Genomic DNA, 18,553 nt, shown 5'->3' on the forward strand with positions numbered 1-18,553 from the left:
TGTCCCCCGATCGCGGCCGGGACGGTCAGCGGTAGCCGACGACCTCGCCCGGGGTGGCGACGACGACCGTCCCGCCCACCACGGAGGCCCGTCCGCCGCGGGGGACGTCCTCGGGTGCGGTGGAGCGGGCCAGCTCGGTGCCGGTGGCCAGGTCGCGGCTGACGAACGCGCCGTTCTCGGGCACCAGGACCGCGCCGTCGGTGGTCTTGCCGCCGTCGCCGACCGCGGGCAGCCCGGTGGCCGGGACCGACCAGCGCACGGCGCCGGTGGTCTGGTCCAGCACGTAGGCGGTGCCGCGCACCCAGACCAGGGCGGTGTCGGCCAGCCCGGCCTGCTGCAGCGGCTCGTCGTCGGCGCCGGCCGCCGCGGGCAGCGGGATCGTCTGCAGGGTGGCGCCGTCGGCCGGGGAGAGCACCTGCAGGGAGTCGCCCACGACGACGTCGACCAGGCGGTCGACGCCGACCAGCCGCGCCGAGTCGACGCCCAGGTCACGGCTCCAGGTCTGGGACCCGTCGAAGCCGTCGAACAGCAGCGCCGTCACCGGCCCACCGTCGCAGACCTGCAGGGCGACGACACCGGTGCTGCCGACGTCGGCGCCGGTGAGCCGGCAGCCCCCGGGCACCTCGTAGCGCCAGCGGGTGTTGTTGCCGGTCGGGTCGATCGTGGCCAGACCGGTCGGGCTGCTGGCCAGCACGATCCGCTCGGTGCTGGCCAGGGCGACGTCGGCCCGGAAGCCGACCGTGCGGTACCAGGAGCGGACGCCGGTGCCGGCGTCCAGGGCCACGACCTCGTTGCACCGCCCGCCGGTGGAGAACACCGCGACGACAGCGCCCTCGACGGCGGTCACGTCACAGAGCCGGGCGTTGCTGCGGGTGTACCGCCAGGCCTCCTCGCCGGTGGCCGGGTCCAGGACCCGCACGCCGTCGGCGAGGGCGAGCACGACCCGGCCGGACTCGACGACCCGCCGCGGGGCCGGGCCGGTCGGGTCGGCCGACCAGCCGCGGTCCAGCGCCGCGGCCGGGCTGCCCGAGGCCGGCGCCGGCTCGGCGGCGGTGGTGCTGTCGGTCGCGGCGGCGTCCGACCCGCGCCACAGCAACGCCAGGACGACGACCACCACGAGGGTGGCCGCCGTCCAGACCAGCGCGCGCAGCGGCGGGCGCCGCACAGCCATCAGCTGACGGACTCGGAGCTGCCGCCCCCGCGGTTGGCCCCGCCCCGGCGTCGGCGGCGACGCGGCTTGGCCGCACCGTCCCCGGCGTCCGTGGCGGGCGCGTCGGCGGAGGGGCCGTCGGTCGCGGCGGCGGCACCGGCAGCGGCCTCGCCGTTGCCCCGGGTGCGCCGGCGCGGACGGCTCTTGGGGGGGCCGACGGTGGTGGGCTCGTCGGCGGTGGGGGCGTCGTCCCGACCGGGGCCGGAGCGCCCGCCGCGGTCGCCGCGGTCGGCACGGTCACGGTCGCCACGGCCACCGTCGCGCGCGCCGTCTCGGCCACCGGTCTTCTGCCGCTTGCCGGTCTCGCCGAGGTCCTCGAGGGTCTCGGCGCCCAGTCCCTCGCGGGTGCGCTGGGCGCGCGGGAGGCGGCCGGTCGCCGTCGTCGGGACGTCGAGGTCGGTGTAGACCCACGGCGAGGTGGAGTAGGTCTCCGGCGGGTCGGTGAAGTCCAGCTCGAGGGCCTTGTTGATCAGCTGCCACCGGGGGATGTCGTCCCAGTCGACCAGCGTGACGGCGACACCCGTGCTGCCCGCGCGGCCGGTGCGGCCGATGCGGTGCACGTAGGTCTTCTCGTCCTCGGGGCACTGGTAGTTCACGACGTGGCTGACGCCGGTGACGTCGATGCCGCGGGCGGCGACGTCGGTGGCGACCAGCACGTCGACCTTGCCGGCCCGGAAGGCGCGCAGCGCCTGCTCGCGGGCGCCCTGCCCCAGGTCGCCGTGCACCGCGGCGGCGGCGAAGCCGCGCTCGACGAGGTCGTCGGCCACCTTCTGGGCGGTGCGCTTGGTGCGGCAGAACACCATGACCAGGCCGCGGTCGCGGGACTGCAGCACCCGGGACAGCAGCTCGGGCTTGTCCAGGTTGTGCGCCCGGTAGATGAACTGGGTGGTCTGCGGGACCGTCGAGCCCTCGTCGTTGCCGTGCGCCCGGATGTGCGTGGGCTGGGTCATGAACGACCGGGACAGCGTGACGATCGGGCCGGGCATGGTCGCGGAGAACAGCATCGTCTGACGCTTGTCCGGGACCATCGCCAGGATCCGCTCGATGTCGGGCAGGAAGCCCAGGTCCAGCATCTCGTCGGCCTCGTCGAGCACCAGCCCGCGGACCTTGCCCAGCACCAGGTCCCCGCGCTGGGCCAGGTCCAGCAGCCGGCCGGGCGTGCCGACGACGACCTCGACGCCGGCCTGCAGCGCGGCGACCTGCGGCTCGAACGCGCGGCCGCCGTAGATGGCCTGCACCCGGACACCGCGGCGGGTGCCGGCGGCGGCCAGGTCGCGGGAGACCTGCACGCACAGCTCACGGGTCGGGACGACGACCAGCGCCTGCGGCACCCCGTCGCCGCCCTCCGAGGGCGGGACGACCCGCTGCAGCAGCGGGACGCCGAAGCCGAGGGTCTTGCCGGTGCCGGTGCGCGCCTGGCCGATCAGGTCGTTGCCGGCCAGCGCGAGCGGCAGGGTCAGCTCCTGGATGGCGAACGTGCGGGTGATCCCGACGTCGGCCAGCGAGGCGATGATGTCGGGGTGCACGTCGAAGTCGCTGAACAGCGGCGCGTCGGGCGTGACGGGGGCACCGCCCAGCTCGTCGATCTGCGCCTCGAGCTGCTCGGGGGCCGGGGCCCCGGTCTCGGCGTGGTCGACCTCGGGGGTCGTGGCCGGGCTCTCGACGGGGGTGTTCTCGGGGGTGTTCTCGGTGGAGGTCAGTGCACTCGCCTCGGTCTGGAGGGGGACCTGCGTGCATCGGCGGCGCCGACGTCTCGCGGTCCCGGTGTGGGATCTCGGTCCAGCGCCGACGCGGCCAGCAGACCCGGGCGTCGGGGAGGACTGCCCGAGGAGACCGACCCGTGCCCCACCCCGTGAGGGGGACTCTGGTGGTCGTCGTCCAGCGGTGATCAGCGCACACGGAGAGCGAGCCGTGCGGCTCGCCGTCGCCCATGGTAGCGCGGGTTACGGTGCGCACAGGTCCCGCCGCGTCCGCGGCGGGCGAGCGGACCCGGCCCCGGGGCTGGGCGGACACGCCGCGGCACCACCACCGCCCTCGGCGAGACCGACGTCCGCACGACCACCAGCACCAGGGAGGGGCACCCGTTGACGACCGCCGCCGAGCCCAGCACCGTCGACCCGGCCGCCGTGGTGGACCTGCTCGGGGTGCTGGCCTACGCCGAGCTGACCGCCTTCGACCGGCTCGCCGAGGACGCCCGCCTGGCCCCCACGCTGGAGGGCCGGGCAGCCCTGGCCCGGATGGCGGCCGCCGAGATCACCCACCACGAGCGGCTGTCCGCCCGGCTGCGCGAGCTGGGGGTCGCCCCGGCCGACGCGATGGCCCCCTTCGTCGCGCCGCTGGACGCCTTCCACGACTCGACCCGGGCCGGCACCTGGCTGGAGGGCCTGGTCAAGGCCTTCGTGGGCGACGGTCTGGCCACCGACTTCTACCGCGAGGTCGCGGCCTTCCTGCCCGCGGAGGACCGCGACCTGGTCCTGGAGGTGCTGGAGGACAGCGGCCACGCCGACTTCGCCGTCCGGGAGGTGCGGGCCGCGATCGTCGCCGACCGCGCCGTCGCCGGCCGGCTCGCGCTGTGGGCGCGCCGCCTGGTCGGTGAGGCGCTGACCCAGTCGCAGGCGGTCATCGCCGAGCGCGACGGGCTGGGCGAGCTGCTGATCACCGGCAGCGGGTCGCTCAACGGGGTCGCCGAGCTCATCGGCCGGATCACCGCCGGGCACACCGTCCGGATGCAGGCCCTGGGCCTCAACCCCTGATCCCCACGGACCCACGGACCCACCGACGCCGACGGGGCCCGGGACCGTGTGGTCCCGGGCCCCGTCGGGGTGCTGGTGTCAGTTGCCGCCGGCGATGAACCCGACGCGGCGGGTGTCGGCCTCGGCGATCTCGACGTAGGCGATCCGGTCGACCGGCACGACGACGCGGCGGCCGCGCTCGTCGACGAGGGTCAGCAGGCCGTCCTTGGACGAGGACATCGCCGCGGAAACCTCGGCCGCGATCTCGTCAGGGGTCTTCGGGCTGTCGATGACGAGCTCGCGGGGGGAGTGCTGGACACCGATCTTGACTTCCACGCTGGAGATGCCTCCTCAGGTCTGGCTGCACGTCTGGCGGGTGGTGACGGCTGCTCACCGACGACGCTAGCCGAGCCCGCGCGGCCTGGCCCCCGACCGGGGTGCGCCCTCAGCGAACGGGATCCCCGGCGGGCTGTGGCGGTGGCTTCGGGCGGTGGCTCAGGCGGTGGGTGTCGGGTGGTCGTCGTCGCCGATGCGCGGGAACCCGGAGATGCCGCGCCAGGCCAGCGAGCTCACCAGTGCGACCGCCTCGTCGCGGGAGACGGTGCCCTTGCGCGGCAGCCACCAGCGGGCGCTGGTCTCCAGCAGGCCGGTCATGCCCGAGGCCAGCAGCTGCGCCCGCTCGGCGTCGACGCCGGTGTCGGCCTCGATCACCTCGGCGATCGCCTCGACGCAGGCCCGGGCGCCCTGGTCCACGACCCGGCGCACCTCCTCGTCGTTGCGCAGGTCGGACTCGAACACCAGCCGGAAGGCCTCGCCGTCGGCGTCGATGAAGTCGAAGTAGGCACCGACGGCGCCGTCGACGCGGGTCCGGTTGTCGTCGGTGCCGCTCATCGCCTGGCGGACCCGCTCGGTCAGCTCGCCCACCTGCTGCTCCAGCAGCGCCAGGTACAGCTCCCGCTTGCCCGGGAAGTGCTGGTAGAGCACGGGCTTGCTGACCCCGGCCCGGACGGCGATGTCGTCCATCGCCGCGGCGTGGAACCCCTGCGCGACGAAGACCTCCTGGGCGGCGTGCAGCAGCTGTAGCCGACGGGCGCCCCGGGGCAGCCGGGAGGTGCGCCGGGCGGCCGCGGCGGCCTGGCTCGGGGCGGGGGAGGTCGGTCGCGTCGGCTGCATGGCCCGGCAGATGTTACCGGCGGGTTCACCGCCCCGGTGCGCTGCAGCGGTGACGGACTACCGTCGCCGGGTGCCCGACGCCCGGCGGCCCGCCGACGCCCCCGCCCGCGACGTCCTCCCCGGCCCGGGGGACGACGACCTCGGCGCCGGCACCCCGGCCGGCCCCGACACCGGTGCGCCCGGCGTGGGGGAGCCCCGTCCCGCGGTGCTGTCGACCGTGCCGCTGCCCCCGCTGAGCGAGTCCACGCCCGCCTGGCCGGGCAGCGAGGTGGAGGTCGACGGCATCCCGCTGTACCTGCGGCACACCCCGTGGACCGGACCGCTGGACGGGCCCGCCGCCGACGCCCCGCGGGAGCGCGCGCTCTACGTGCACGGCCTGGGTGGCGCGGCGACCAACTGGACCGACCTCGCCGGCCTGCTGGCGGTGCGCTGCGAGGGGTTCGCCATCGACCTGCCCGGGTTCGGCCAGTCCGAGCCGCCCGCCCGGGGCGGCTGGTCCATCGCCGACCACGTGAGCGCCGTCGTCGCGACGCTGGAGTGGGTGCGCGACCGGCCCGGCCCCGGCCAGGGCGCACCGGTGCACCTGCTGGGCAACTCCCTGGGCGGCCTCGTCGGGCTGCTGGCCACCGCCCGGCGCCGGGACCTGGTGGCCACCCTGACGCTGGTGTCCCCGGCGATGCCGGTCTACCGGGTGCCCCCGGCCTTCGACCGGGCCATCGCGCTGCTGCTGCTCCCGGGCATCCCCACGCTGGCGGAGAAGCGCATCGCCCTGGGCACCCCGGAGGAGCGGGTGCGCGGGATGCTCGCCATGGTGTTCGGCGACCCGGCCCGGGTCCCGGCGACCCGGTTCGCCGAGGCGGTCCAAGAGATGCGCCAGCGGGACGGGCAGCCCTGGGCCGGGCGGGCCCTGACCCGCAGCATGCGCGGTCTGATGACCTCCTACCTGCGGGTCGGGCGGGCCAACGCCTGGCGGGCGGCCCGGTCCGTCGACGTCCCGGCGCTGGTCGTGTGGGGCGCGGAGGACAAGCTGGTCGACCCGCGGCTGGCGCCCCGGCTGGCGCTGGCGCTGCCCGACGCCCGGTTGCAGCTGCAACCGGGCATCGGCCACGTCGCCATGACCGAGGCCCCCGAGGACACCGCCCGCGCCGTCCTGGGGCTGCTCGAGGAGGCCGCCGGACGGGTCCGGTGAGACGAGTGGGACGGGACGGTCCGACACGCCGCCCGCCCGTCGGTGGTCACGGGAGGGCCCCGTGGCCCGTGAGAACCTGGCCGGTGTGACCCGCCCGGACCACGACGTCGACCCCCCGGTCGGCCGTCGACAGGACGCGGCGGCACCCCTCGCCGCCCGGCGTCCGGTGGGGGACCGTCCCCTCGTGGGACCGCGCCCGCCGCAGTCCCGGCGGTCCCGGTCCACCCGCGTCCCCGAGCCCCTGCCGCGCCCGCTGCCCGACACCGGGCTGCGGACGACGACCGGCCCGCTGGTCGCCCGCCGGGACCCGGTGGGGCGACGCCGCCGTCGGCCCGGCGCGCCGGTCGGCAGCGGAGCGCACGGCCGGTGGGCCGCCTTCGCCAGCCGGTGGGGCTGGCGTGCCTACGCCGTCCCGCTGCTGGCGGTGCTCACCGTGCTCACCGTGGTCGACGTCGCCGTCACCGGGACCGAGGGCGGCCCCGCCTCGGACACCGCCACGTCGGCCGCCGCCTCGGCCTCCGGGCTGGCCGCCGCGCTGGAGCCCGGCCGGGCCCCGGCCACCCCGACGGTCGCGGCGACCCCGGAGCCGGCGCCCGCCGAGGGCGACGCGAACCCCACCGAGCTCCCCGCCACGACCGGACCGGCCAGCTACGTGGAGACCGGCGCGGGCACCGTGTCCGTCGTGGACGGTTCCTCGCAGGTCTACGGCAGCGGTCCGCTGGAGCGCTTCGTCGTCGAGGTGGAGGACGGCATCGGTGTCGACGGTGCCGGGTTCGCCGCCGCGGTCGAGGCCACCCTGGGCGACCCGCGGTCCTGGGGCAGCGGCGGCGCGATGAGCTTCCAGCGGGTCGGTGCCGCCGAGGCGGCCGCCGGGGACTACGACTTCCGGGTCAGCCTGGTCAGCCCGGGCAGCATGGAGACCTACTGCCCGGGCGTGGGCACCGGCGGGTACACCTCCTGCCGCTACGGCGAGCGGGCCGTCATCAACCTGGCCCGCTGGGAGACCGCCGTCCCCGACTACGAGGGCGACATCGCCACCTACCGGCAGTACGTGGTCAACCACGAGGTCGGCCACGCGCTGGGCAACGGGCACCAGCCCTGCCCCGGGCCCGGTCAGCTCGCCCCGGTGATGCAGCAGCAGACCCTGGGCCTGGAGGGATGCCAGAAGAACGCCTGGCCCTCCCCCTGAGTGCACCGCGCCGGGAGGGAAGAGGGGGACCTGTCAGGCTGTTGGTCAGCACAGGAACCCGGTCACCGGCCGGGATCGACCACCCCGAGGAGCGCTCGTGTCGTTGCCACCCCTGGTGGAGCCCGCCGCCGACCTGTCCATCGACGAGGTCCGCCGCTACAGCCGCCACCTGATCATCCCCGACGTCGGGATGGACGGGCAGAAGCGCCTCAAGAACGCCAAGGTCCTCGCGGTCGGCGCCGGCGGGCTGGGTTCCCCGGTCCTCATGTACCTCGCCGCGGCCGGTGTCGGCACCCTGGGCATCGTCGAGTTCGACACCGTCGACGAGTCCAACCTGCAGCGCCAGATCATCCACGGGCAGTCCGACGTCGGCCGGTCCAAGGCCGAGAGCGCGCGTGACTCGGTCAAGGAGATCAACCCGCTCATCGACGTGCGGCTGCACGAGACGCGGCTGGACTCGGAGAACGTCGAGGAGATCTTCAGCCAGTACGACCTCATCGTCGACGGCACCGACAACTTCGCCACCCGCTACCTGGTGAACGACGCGTGCGTGCTGCTGGGCAAGCCCTACGTCTGGGGCTCCATCTACCGGTTCGACGGCCAGGTGTCGGTGTTCTGGGCCGAGCACGGCCCGAACTACCGCGACCTGTACCCGGTCCCGCCGCCGCCGGGGATGGTGCCCTCGTGCGCCGAGGGCGGCGTCCTGGGCGTGCTGTGCGCGACCATCGGCGCCATCCAGGCCACCGAGGCCGTCAAGCTCATCACCGGCATCGGGGACACCCTGCTGGGCCGGCTGATGGTCTACGACGCCCTGGAGATGACCTTCCGCACCATCAAGGTCCGCAAGGACCCCGAGGCGGAGCCGATCACCGGGCTCATCGACTACGAGGCGTTCTGCGGCGTCGTGTCCGTGGAGGCCCAGGAGGCCGCCGCCGGCTCGACGATCACCGTCGACGAGCTCAAGGACATGATGGACGCCGGCAAGGACTTCGAGCTGATCGACGTCCGGGAGCCCAACGAGTACGAGATCGTCTCCATCCCCGGCGCCCGTTTGGTGCCCAAGGACGAGATCCTCTCCGGTCGGGCGCTGTCCTCGCTGCCGCAGGACAAGCCGATCGTGCTGCACTGCAAGACCGGGGTCCGCTCGGCCGAGGCGCTGGCCGCGGTCAAGGCCGCCGGCTTCTCCGACGCCGTGCACGTGCAGGGCGGCGTCACCGCGTGGGCGACCCGCATCGACAAGGCGCTGCCGACCTACTGAGCACCGCCCTCGCTCGTCGCGACGGGACCCGGCCCCCAGGGGGCCGGGTCCCGTTCGTTTCACTGGGGTCGTGGACCGCACCCAGGCCGAGCTGATCGAGCGACTGCAACGGGCCCAGGCCCAGTTCACCGACCGGGTGGACGCCGTGGAGGCCGGCGGCTGGGACGCCGTCGTGCTCCCGGGCTGGACCGTCGCCGACCTGGTCGCCCACGCCACCCGCCAGCAGTTGCTGGTGCCCGCCCTGCTCGCCGGGGCCACGGCGGCGGGGACCGCGCTGCCGGTCGGCACCGAGGAGCTGCTCGACGGCGACCCGCTGGGGTCGTGGGAGGACGCCGCGGACCACGCGCTCACCGCCGCGGCCCAGCCCGACGCGCTGGACGCGACGCTGGCCGACGGGGGCCCGGCCACCGACCTGCTCGTCGAGCTCACCACCGACCTCACCGTCCACGCCTGGGACGTCGCCCGGGCCACCGGCGGGGACACCGAGCTGGACGGCGAGCTGGTGTCGGCTGCGCTGCTGGTGAGCGAGCTGCGCGGGGTGCCCGACGGCCCGCCCGCGCATGCCGGTGAGCCAGTCGCCGTGCCGGCCGACGCCGACCCGCAGACCCGGCTGCTGGCCCGCTGGGGCCGCCGGGGCTGACCCCCTCGGACGGGTCGGGGCGGCGCGCGAGAGAGGTTGCGTGACGCGACGGGACCGCAGGTGGGCCCTACGCTGCGTGGCGGCACACGTCCCCAGCTGGAGGTCACACCCATGAGTCAGCCGCCCTTCGGCGACAACCCCCACGGCCGCCCGGCCGGTGGTCAGCCGCCCTACGGGCAGCCCGCTCCCGGTGGCGACCAGCCCACCGAGGTCTTCGGCCAGCAGGGCCCCGGTCAGCAGGGCCCGGGTCCGCAGGCACCCGGCCCGCAGGGCGGGTGGGGTCAGCAGCCGACCCAGCAGTTCGGCCAGCAGCCCGGCCAGTCCGGTCAGCCGGCCCCGGGCGGTCAGCCCCCGACCCAGCAGTTCGGCCAGCCCGTGGGCGGCTACGGCATGCCGGGCCAGCCCGGCCAGCCTGGACAGTTCGCGGCGCCCGGCTACGGCGGCCCCGGTGGACCCGCCGGGCCCGGCGGTCCTGGTGGTCCCTACGGCGGTGGACCCCAGGGCCCCGCTGGTGGTGGTGGCAAGCGGAACCTCGTCATCGCCGGCGTGGCCGGGCTGGTCGTGGTCATCGCGGTCGCGGCGCTGCTCTTCTTCACCCTCGGCGGTGACGACGACCCCACCCCGGTCGCCGACCCGACCACGTCCTCGGCCGGCACGACGAGCGCGTCGCCGTCCTCGGAGTCGTCGTCGAGCAGCTCGTCCTCGAGCTCCTCGGCGCCCACGTCGGACGGCGATGACGAGCTGATCGCCCAGCTGCCTCCGGACTTCTCCGACTGCGTCGCCGGTGACCTGCCCTCCGACGGTGCCACCGCGGCCGCCGACTGCGGCCCGGCCGACACCCAGCCCGGCCCCTCGGGGGCGAGCTTCTACCTGTACCCGGACCAGGGCACCCTGGACTCGGTGTTCCAGGCCGACGCCTCCGGCCAGGGCCTGCAGCCGATCGCCGACGGCCAGGACTGCACCACCACGACCGGCAGCGGCACCTGGGTGCGCGGCACCGTCCCCGGTGGGCAGATCGCCTGCGGCATCGCCGACAACGGCAGCGTCTACCTGATCTGGACCGACGACGAGTTCCTGGTCGAGGGCCTGGTCCAGACCCCGGGCACCTCGCAGACCGAGGTCGCCGACCTCTACAACTGGTGGCTGGAGAACAGCGACTACGTCGGGTGACCCGGTGACCGGCCCGTCGGCGGACGTCGACGAGGCGGTCTTCGACGCGGTCGAGGCGATCCCGCCCGGTCGGGTCAGCACGTACGGCGCCATCGGGCGGCTCGTCGGGGTGGGTCCCCGGCGGGTCGCCCGCGCGCTGTCCCAGGGCGGTGCGGCCGTGCCCTGGTACCGGGTCGTGCGGGCCGACGGCACCGCGGCGGAGCCGGTCCGGGTCCGTCAGCTGGAGCTGCTGGCATCCGAGGGCGTGCCGGTGCGCGGGAACCGGGTGGACCTGGCTGCGGTGGGTTGGCCCGACCCGGGACGACCTGCTGTGACACCGGACTGTCGGTGGCGCGTGGTCTGATCGACGACATGGCAGCAGGGGGCACGACGACGACGGCGGCACCGACCTACCGGTTGGTGCGTGCGCCGGCGCCCGCTGCAGCCCGCCCGGTGCTGGACCCCACCCAGCAGGCGGTGGTCGACCACGCCGGGGGGCCGCTGCTGGTGCTGGCCGGCCCGGGCACCGGCAAGACGACGACCGTGGTCGAGGCCGTCGCCGCCCGGATCGAGGCCGGGCTGGACCCCGAACGCGTGCTGGTCCTGACCTTCAGCCGCAAGGCCGCCGCCGAGCTGCGCACCCGGATCACCGCCAGGGTGGGACGCACCATCCGCGAGCCCGTGGCCCGCACCTTCCACTCCTACGCCTTCGGCGTGCTGCACCGGGCGGCGGCGCTGCGCGGGGACCCGCCGCCGCGGTTGCTGACCTCCGCCGAGCAGGACCTCACCGTGCGTCGCCTGCTGGCCGGGGACGCCGAGGACGACGGGGTCCGCTGGCCCGAGGACCTGGCTCCGGCCCTGGGCACCGCGGGGTTCCGCCGTGAGCTGCGTGAGCTCGTGCTGCGGGCGACCGAGCGGGGGGTGGGTCCCGAGCGGCTGGCCCAGCTGGGTCGGGATGGCGACCGCCCGCACTGGGTGGCCGCGGCCCGCTTCGCCCGCCAGTACGACGACGTCACGTTCCTGGAGACGGCCTTCGGCGGGTCGGGCAGCGGCTACGACCCCGCGGAGCTCGTGCGTGAGGCCATCGAGGAGCTGCGCTCGGACGACGCGCTGCTGCGGGCCGAGCAGGAGCGGGCGAGCTGGCTCTTCGTCGACGAGTACCAGGACACCGACCCGGCGCAGGTCGAGCTGCTGCGGCTGTTGTCCGGCGGCGGCCGGGACCTGGTCGTCGTCGGCGACCCGGACCAGGCCATCTACGCCTTCCGCGGGTCCGAGCCGCGCGGGATCGCCGAGTTCACCGACCGGTTCCGGCACGCCGACGGCCGGCCGGCCCAGCGGCTCTCCCTGGGGGTCTGCCGCCGGTCCGGTGCCGAGCTGCTCGCCGTCAGCCGGCGGGTCGCCGAGGGGCTGCCCGGGCCCTGGGAGCACCGCCGGCTCGCCGCGGGGGACGCGACCGCCCCCGGCGCCGCCGAGGTGCACGTCTTCGACACCCCCGCCGTGGAGGCAGCCCACGTCGCGGACACCCTGCGCCGAGCCCACCTGTTGGACGGGGTGCCGTGGTCGGGGATGGCCGTGGTGGTCCGCAGCTCGGTGGCCCTCGGTCCCCTCCGGCGCGCGCTGACCCAGTCCGGGGTCCCGGTCGCGGTCTCCGCGGACGACCTGGCGCTGGCCCAGCAGCCGGCCGTGGAGCCGCTGCTCGCCGTGCTGCGGGCACTGCTCCCGGCCGGCCGGGACCAGGCCCGGCCGGTCGCGGCCGCGCCCGACGGCACCGAGGTCCCCGACGCGGCCCCCGACGCCGGTGGCCCTGTCGTGAGGGAGACCGGGCCGACCGAGACCGGGCTGACCGAGACCGGGGCCGAGGCACTGCTGGCCTCCCCGCTGGGCGGGGCCACCGTGCTGGACCTGCGCCGGTTGCGCCGGGCCGCCCGCCGCGAGCTGGTCGCCCGGGGGGTCGACCCCGCCGAGCGGGGTGCCCCGCTGGCCGACCTGCTGGCCGATGCCACGCTGCTGGACGCGCTGCCCGAGCCGGTGGCCCGACCGGCGCTGCGGGTCGCCCGGGTGCTGGCCGCCGGCCGGGTCGCCCTGCTGCGGGAGGGCTCGGCAGAGGACGTGCTGTGGGCGGTCTGGCAAGCCAGCGGGCTGGGACCGAGGTGGGCCGCCGCGAGCGCCGCCGGCGGTCCGCCCGGTGCGGTCGCCGACCGGGACCTGGACGCCGCCGTGGCGCTCTTCGACGCGGTGGCGGCGTTCGTGGACCGGCTGCCCGGCGCCACCGTCGCCGACTTCGTCGACCACTTCGGTGCCCAGGAGCTCCCCGGGGACGGCGGTGCCGCCCGCGCACCGGCGGGGGAGACCGTCCGGCTGCTCACCGCACACGCAGCCAAGGGCCTGGAGTGGGACCTGGTGTGCGTGGCCGGGGTGCAGGAGGGCGTGTGGCCCGACCTGCGCACCCGCGCCAGCCTGCTGGGCGCCGAGGACCTGGTCGAGGTCGTCGCCGGCACCGACGCCGCCAGCCTGGACCGGCGCACGCTGGCCCTGGCCGAGGAGCGGCGGCTGTTCTACGTCGCCGTCACCCGGGCCCGCCGGCGCCTGGTGGTGACGGCCGTCGACGGTGGCCTGGAGGGGGCCGACGCCGGCGCGAACGCCTCGCGCTTCCTCGACCTCGTCGTCCCGCCGCCGGTCGGGGAGGGCGGCGTGGCCGACGGCAGCCGACCGCACACCCCCCTGCCGCGCGCGCTGACGCTGCCGGCCCTGGTCGCAGAGCTGCGGCGGGCCCTGACCGACCCGCTGACCCCGGCGTCGCGCCGGTCCAGTGCGGCCGCGCTGCTGCGCCGGCTGGCCGAGGAGCGGGTGCCCGGGGCGGACCCGGCGTCCTGGTGGGGCCTGGCCCCGCTGTCCGACGACGCGCCGCTGGTCGACCCCGGTGAGGTCGTCCGGGTGCGGCCCTCGGCCATCGACACCTTCCAGCGCTGCCCGTTGCGGTGGGTGCTCGGCGCGGTCGGCGCCGAGGCGTCCCCGGAGACCACCCGCACGGTGGGGTCCGCGGTCCACGACGTCGCCCAGCAGGTCGCCGACGGGCTGCCGGCCGCGCAGGCGTCCGACGTCCTCTCCGGGGAGCTGGACCGGCTGGACCTGGGCCCGGGCTGGTTCGACCAGCGCCAGCGGGACCGGGCCCAGGAGATGCTGGCCAAGTTCCTGGCCTGGCACGCCCGCGGCGACCGCGAGCTGGTCGCCGCCGAGGAGGACTTCGACGTGACCGTGGGCCGGGCCCGGCTGCGCGGCCAGGTCGACCGGCTGGAGCGGGACGGGGCCGGGCGCCTGGTCGTCGTGGACCTCAAGACCGGCAAGACCGCGCCGCGCACCGTGGAGGAGCACGGGCAGCTGGCCGCCTACCAGGTCGCCGTCGCCGAGGGCGCGTTCGCCCAGCACGGCACGGTGCCCGGTGGAGCCTCCCTGCTGCAGGTCGGCGGGTCCCAGAAGGCGGCCAAGGAGCACGTGCAGTCCCCGCTGCCCGAGGACGTCGACCCGCGTACGACCTGGGCGGGGGAGCTGGTCGCCGGGGTCGGCGACGGCATGGGGGCGAGCACCTTCGAGGCCCGCACCGACACCGACTGCGAGCGCTGCTCCTTCCGGCGCAGCTGCCCGGTCCAGGAGTCCGGCCGGCAGGTGACCCGGTGACCCCCCGCAACGGTGCTGTCGACGGGCAGCTGTCCTTCGACCTGCCCGGGGCGGCGCCCGCCCGGGTCGCCGAGGTGCCCGAGCTGCTCGACCCGGCCGAGGTGGCCCGGCGGTGCGGGCTGTCCTACCCGCCCTCGCCCGAGCAGGCCGCCGTCGTCCAGGCCCCGGTGGACCGGCCGATGGTCGTGGTGGCCGGCGCCGGGTCGGGCAAGACCGAGACGATGGCCGCCCGGGTCGCCTGGCTGGTGGCCAACCAGCTCGTCGCCCCCGAGGCGGTCCTGGGGCTCACCTTCACCCGCAAGGCCGCCAGCGAGCTCGGCGCCCGCATCCGGCTGCGGCTGACCGCGCTGGCCGAGCACCCCGACACCGACCCGGGGCTGCGCGAGCGGCTGGGCGTGGCCACGCCCACGGTCGCGACCTACCACGGGTACGCCGCCGGGATCGTCGCCGAGCACGGCCTGCGGATCGGCGTCGAGCCCGGTGCCGGGGTGCTCGGCCCGGCCATGTGCTGGGGGCAGGCCGCGACGGCGGTGGCTGCCCACACCGGGGACATGAGCGACGTGGCACTGGGTCTGGTCACCACCACCGAGGACGTCCTGCAGCTGGCCGCCGAGCTGGGGGAGCACGACGTGAGCCCCGACCGGCTGCGTGCCTGGACGGCGCAGCTGGAGCACCAGGTCCGGTCCTACCCGGACGCGCCGCGGAAGAAGGGCGCCTACGCCGACGTGCTCAAGGTGCTGGGCCGGCAGCGTGCCCGGGTCGCACTGCTGCCCGTGGTCGAGGCCTACGAGGCGCGCAAGCGGGCCGCCGGGGCCATCGACTACGCCGACCAGGTCGCCCACGCGGCCCGCGCGGCGACCAGCTCGCCGGAGGTCGGCCGCCGGGAACGGGCCCGCTGGCGGGTGGTGCTGCTCGACGAGTACCAGGACACCTCGGTGGGCCAGCTCCGGATGCTCGAGGCCCTCTTCGGCGGGGACGCCCACCACCCGGTGCTGGCCGTCGGTGACCCCCGGCAGTCCATCTACGGCTGGCGGGGGGCCTCCTCGGGGACCATCGAGCGGTTCCCGCGCACCTTCCCCGGCGCCCCCGACCGGCGCGCCGAGCGGCTCACCCTGTCCACCAGCTGGCGCAACGACGAGGCCGTGCTGGCGATCGCCAACCGGGTCGCCGGCGACCTGCCCCAGCCCGAGCACGCCGACCCGCTGCCCGACCTGACCGCCGCGCCGACGGCCGGACCGGGCCGGGTGCACGTGGGCCTCTACGAGACGATCGCGGCGGAGACCGCGGCGCTCGCCGACCGGCTGGCCGCCGAGTGGCACGGTCCGGCCGCGGCCGGTGACCGCCCGGAGGGGGTACAGGCGACGGCGCACCGCCGTCCGACCATCGCCGTGCTGGCCCGCCGCAGGGCCCAGCTGCCCGGCATCGCGGCCGCGCTCCGCGAGCGGGGGCTGCCGGTCGAGGTGGTGGGGCTCGGTGGGCTGCTCGACGTCCCCGAGGTCTCCGACGTCGTCGCCACCCTGACCGTGCTCGTCGACCCCACCGCCGGGGACTCCCTGGGCCGGCTGCTGACCGGTGCCCGGTGGCGGATCGGGCCCCGGGACCTCGCCGCCCTCGAGGCCCGCGCCCGGCAGCTGGTCCGCGAACGCCGGCCGGAGCCCCTGGCCGGGGGAGCCGACGGGCCGGTCCTCGAGGGTCCGGTGGTGGAGCTCGCCCCCGAGCGGGGCAGCATCGTGGAGGCCCTCGACGACCTCGGCCGCCCCGACACCTACTCGGCCGACGGCCACCGCAGGCTCCGCCGTCTCGGCGCGGAGCTGGGTCAGTTGCGCACCCGGCTGGGTGAGCCGCTCCCGGACCTGGTGGACGAGGTGGTCCGCACGCTGGGTCTGGAGACCGAGCTGGCCAGCCACCCCGACGCCAGTCCCGGCGGCGCCCGCACCCACCTGGACGCGCTGCACACCGTGGCCGCCCAGTTCGCCGACCTGGCCGAGCTGCCCTCCCTGCCGGCCTTCCTCGGCTACCTCTCCGACGCCGAGGTCCGCGAGCGCGGTCTGGAGCCCGGCGAGGTGGCGGTCAACCCCGAGGCGGTCCAGCTGCTCACCGGGCACTCGGCCAAGGGCCTGGAGTGGGACGTCGTCGCGGTGCCCGGGATGACCGTCGGGCAGTTCCCCAGCAAGTCCGACACGTCGGACTCCTGGATCAACGACCCGGGCGCCGTGCCCGTCGACCTGCGGCTCACCGACCGGGAGGACCTGCCCCGGCTGCACCTGCCGGTGCCCGGCTCCGGGGACCAGTCCGTCGTCCGCGACGCCTTGGGCGAGTACGTGGCGCAGTGGAAGGAGTTCGGGCTCTCCGAGGAGGTCCGGCTGGGCTACGTGGCGGTCACCCGGGCCAAGCGCCTGCTGCTGTGCTCGGGCAGCTGGTGGCGGGACGGGGTCAAGCCCAACGGCCCCTCCACCCTGCTGCAGGCCGTGCGGGAGGCCGTCGAGGTGCTGGCCGACAGCGGCCGGGGCGTCGTCGACGTGTGGGAGCCCGCGCCGCCGGAGGACGCCGCCAACCCGGCCCTGGCCGAGTGGCCGGTCGGGGTGTGGCCCGCCGACCCGCTGTCGGCCAACCGCCGACGGGCGCTGACCGCGGCGGCCGAGCTGGTGACCGCCACCCGGGCGCACCCGCTGGGCGAGCCGGGCCTGGGCGCGGTCGAGGACCCGGTGGTCACCGACTGGGTCCGCGACGCCGAGCTGCTGCTGCGGGAGCGGGCCGAGTCCGGCCGCGGCGCCACCGAGGTGGCGCTGCCGGCGCACCTGTCGGTGTCGGCGCTGGTGTCCCTGCGCCGGGACCCCGCCGAGCTCGCCCGCCGGCTGCGCCGTCCGATGCCGGCGGCCCCGGCACCGCTGGCCCGCCGGGGCACCGCGTTCCACCTGTGGCTGGAGCAACGGTTCGGTGCGTCCCGGCTGATCGACCTCGACGAGCTCCCCGGCTCCGGGGACGCCGCGGCCGCCCCCGACGAGACGCTCACCGCGCTGCAGGAGGCGTTCCTGGCCAGCCCCTGGGCCGACCGGCAGCCGGTCGACGTCGAGGCCCCCTTCGAGACCCCGCTGGGCCCACTGACCCTGCGCGGCCGCATCGACGCCGTCTTCGCCGACGGCCACGGCGGCTACGAGGTGGTCGACTGGAAGACCGGACCGGTCCCCGGTCCCACCGAGCTGGCCGCGGCGAGCGTGCAGCTGGCCGCCTACCGGCTGGGCTGGTCGCGGCTGGTCGGCCTGCCGGTGGACCGGGTCAGCGCCGGGTTCCACCACGTGCCGGCCGGGGTCACGCTGCGTCCGGTCGACCTGCTCGACGAGGCCGGCCTGCTGGCCCTGGTCGAGGGTGCCGACGACGGACCGGCAGAGCCGGCGCGGTGAGCGCAGGCCAGCGGCTCAGGCCGGGCGGCTCAGGCCGGGCGGCTCAGGCCGGGGCACTCAGGCCGGGGCGCTCAGGCCGGCGTGCCCGCCACCCGCTCCAGCACGGCCCGGGCCAGGTCCTCCGGGGCGTGCTCGGGCACCCAGTGCGACACCCCGGGGAGCTCCACGAACCGGTAGTCGCCGGTGACCTGGTCGGCGCAGGCCTCGGCCGCGGTGCGCCCGATGGCGACGTCGGCGTCGCTCCACACGTAGGTGGTGGGCACGCCGACCGGGTCCACCGGGGTGCCCGAGCTCATCTGCCGGTACCAGTCCAGCGCCGCGGTGAGCGCCCCCGGCGCGGACAGGTGGGCCACGTAGGCCCCGACCGCCTCGGGGTCCACGCCCTCCAGCAGCCGGCGCAGGCGGCGGGCGTCGTCCTCGAGCAGCACCCGCTCGGCCTTGCCCTCCTGCCAGAAGAGCTTGATGTAGGCCGACCGTTCCTTCTGCTCCGGGTCGGCGCGGTAGGCCAGCGTGTAGGCCGTGGGGTGCGGCACCGAGACCGCGGTGAGCGTGCGCACCCGGTCGGGGTGCCAGCCGGCCAGCGCCCAGGCGACGTTGGCGCCCCAGTCGTGCCCGACGACGTCGGCGACCGGCACGTCCAGCGCCGTCATCAGGTCGGCGGTGACCTGCGCCAGGGAGGTGAGGGCGTAGGCCTCGGACTCCTGGGGGCGTGCGCCGGGGGAGTAGCCCAGCTGGTCGGGGGCGTAGGTCCGCAACCCGGCCCGGGCCAGCAGCGGGGTGACGGCCGCCCAGCTCAGCGAGGTCTGCGGGAAGCCGTGCAGCAGGAGCACCGGCCGACCGTCCGGGGGACCGTCGGTCCGCACGTCGAAGGTCAGGTCGCCGACGTCCACCTGCAGCTGTCCGGGGGGCATGGCGCCGAACGTAGCCCGGCCGTGTC

At 76.4% G+C, this 18,553-nt stretch carries 14 protein-coding genes; 9 read left to right on the plus strand and 5 right to left on the minus strand.

What is annotated here, in order from left to right; all coding sequences use genetic code 11:
- Positions 1-25 precede the first annotated feature (25 nt).
- Positions 26-1,171, minus strand: coding sequence for an outer membrane protein assembly factor BamB family protein (locus AC0IVP_RS14815; RefSeq protein ID WP_471757475.1), 1,146 nt, complete (start codon positions 1,169-1,171; stop codon positions 26-28).
- Positions 1,171-2,736 (minus strand): DEAD/DEAH box helicase, encoded by a 1,566-nt coding sequence (locus AC0IVP_RS14820; protein WP_471757477.1) that lies wholly within the window; start codon positions 2,734-2,736, stop codon positions 1,171-1,173. Before AC0IVP_RS14820 ends, AC0IVP_RS14815 begins: the two co-directional genes overlap by 1 nt.
- Positions 2,737-3,294: 558 nt before the next feature.
- On the opposite strand from AC0IVP_RS14820, the gene AC0IVP_RS14825 reads away from it, so the two are divergent.
- A complete protein-coding gene (locus AC0IVP_RS14825; RefSeq protein ID WP_235564332.1) occupies positions 3,295-3,963 on the plus strand; it encodes a ferritin-like fold-containing protein in 669 nt (222 codons plus the stop codon).
- Between the two features lie 78 nt (positions 3,964-4,041).
- Here the strand turns inward: AC0IVP_RS14825 and AC0IVP_RS14830 are convergent, their stop codons facing one another.
- Both AC0IVP_RS14830 and AC0IVP_RS14835 read right to left on the minus strand, forming a co-directional pair.
- On the minus strand, positions 4,042-4,278 hold the full coding sequence (locus AC0IVP_RS14830) for a DUF3107 domain-containing protein (protein ID WP_056288692.1): 237 nt from the start codon (positions 4,276-4,278) through the stop codon (positions 4,042-4,044).
- 159 nt (positions 4,279-4,437) lie between these two features.
- Positions 4,438-5,115, minus strand: a complete 678-nt coding sequence (locus AC0IVP_RS14835) for a TetR/AcrR family transcriptional regulator (protein WP_056288688.1) — start codon at positions 5,113-5,115, stop codon at positions 4,438-4,440.
- A 49-nt stretch (positions 5,116-5,164) separates the two neighbouring features.
- On the opposite strand from AC0IVP_RS14835, the gene AC0IVP_RS14840 reads away from it, so the two are divergent.
- The 8 genes from AC0IVP_RS14840 to AC0IVP_RS14875 all read left to right on the plus strand — a co-directional run bounded on the left by AC0IVP_RS14840 (position 5,165) and on the right by AC0IVP_RS14875 (position 17,616).
- Positions 5,165-6,304, plus strand: a complete 1,140-nt coding sequence (locus AC0IVP_RS14840) for an alpha/beta fold hydrolase (RefSeq protein ID WP_471757479.1) — start codon at positions 5,165-5,167, stop codon at positions 6,302-6,304.
- 61 nt (positions 6,305-6,365) lie between these two features.
- The gene (locus tag AC0IVP_RS14845; protein ID WP_471757481.1) at positions 6,366-7,493 is read left to right on the plus strand and encodes a DUF3152 domain-containing protein; all 1,128 of its coding nucleotides are present in this window, start codon (positions 6,366-6,368) and stop codon (positions 7,491-7,493) included.
- 97 nt (positions 7,494-7,590) lie between these two features.
- A complete protein-coding gene (moeZ, locus tag AC0IVP_RS14850; protein WP_471757483.1) occupies positions 7,591-8,751 on the plus strand; it encodes an adenylyltransferase/sulfurtransferase MoeZ in 1,161 nt (386 codons plus the stop codon).
- A 70-nt stretch (positions 8,752-8,821) separates the two neighbouring features.
- The gene (locus tag AC0IVP_RS14855) at positions 8,822-9,391 is read left to right on the plus strand and encodes a TIGR03086 family metal-binding protein (RefSeq protein WP_471757485.1); all 570 of its coding nucleotides are present in this window, start codon (positions 8,822-8,824) and stop codon (positions 9,389-9,391) included.
- A gap of 111 nt (positions 9,392-9,502) precedes the next feature.
- Positions 9,503-10,561 (plus strand): flagellar basal body-associated FliL family protein, encoded by a 1,059-nt coding sequence (locus tag AC0IVP_RS14860; RefSeq protein ID WP_056288678.1) that lies wholly within the window; start codon positions 9,503-9,505, stop codon positions 10,559-10,561.
- Positions 10,562-10,565: 4 nt separating this feature from the next.
- A complete protein-coding gene (locus AC0IVP_RS14865) occupies positions 10,566-10,904 on the plus strand; it encodes an MGMT family protein (RefSeq protein ID WP_471757487.1) in 339 nt (112 codons plus the stop codon).
- An 8-nt stretch (positions 10,905-10,912) separates the two neighbouring features.
- On the plus strand, positions 10,913-14,215 hold the full coding sequence (locus tag AC0IVP_RS14870) for an ATP-dependent helicase (RefSeq protein WP_471757489.1): 3,303 nt from the start codon (positions 10,913-10,915) through the stop codon (positions 14,213-14,215).
- Positions 14,212-17,616 carry a UvrD-helicase domain-containing protein gene (locus tag AC0IVP_RS14875; RefSeq protein WP_471757491.1) on the plus strand — a complete coding sequence of 1,135 codons (3,405 nt, stop codon included), beginning with the start codon at positions 14,212-14,214 and terminating at the stop codon, positions 17,614-17,616. Before AC0IVP_RS14870 ends, AC0IVP_RS14875 begins: the two co-directional genes overlap by 4 nt.
- Positions 17,617-17,687: 71 nt before the next feature.
- Here AC0IVP_RS14875 and AC0IVP_RS14880 read toward each other — a convergent pair whose 3' ends face one another.
- Positions 17,688-18,527, minus strand: coding sequence for an alpha/beta fold hydrolase (locus tag AC0IVP_RS14880; protein WP_471757493.1), 840 nt, complete (start codon positions 18,525-18,527; stop codon positions 17,688-17,690).
- Positions 18,528-18,553: the final 26 nt, after the last annotated feature.

It is taken from the genome of Klenkia sp. AC732, from assembly GCF_979256525.1.

Excerpts from the sequence above, each read along its gene's own strand:
- AC0IVP_RS14860 (WP_056288678.1), top strand. The coding sequence starts at position 9,503 with ATGAGTCAGCCGCCCTTCGGCGACAACCCCCACGGCCGCCCGGCCGGT.
- AC0IVP_RS14870 (WP_471757489.1), top strand. The coding sequence starts at position 10,913 with ATGGCAGCAGGGGGCACGACGACGACGGCGGCACCGACCTACCGGTTG.
- AC0IVP_RS14880 (WP_471757493.1), bottom strand. The coding sequence starts at position 18,527 with ATGCCCCCCGGACAGCTGCAGGTGGACGTCGGCGACCTGACCTTCGAC.
- AC0IVP_RS14835 (WP_056288688.1), bottom strand. The coding sequence starts at position 5,115 with ATGCAGCCGACGCGACCGACCTCCCCCGCCCCGAGCCAGGCCGCCGCG.
- AC0IVP_RS14815 (WP_471757475.1), bottom strand. The coding sequence starts at position 1,171 with ATGGCTGTGCGGCGCCCGCCGCTGCGCGCGCTGGTCTGGACGGCGGCC.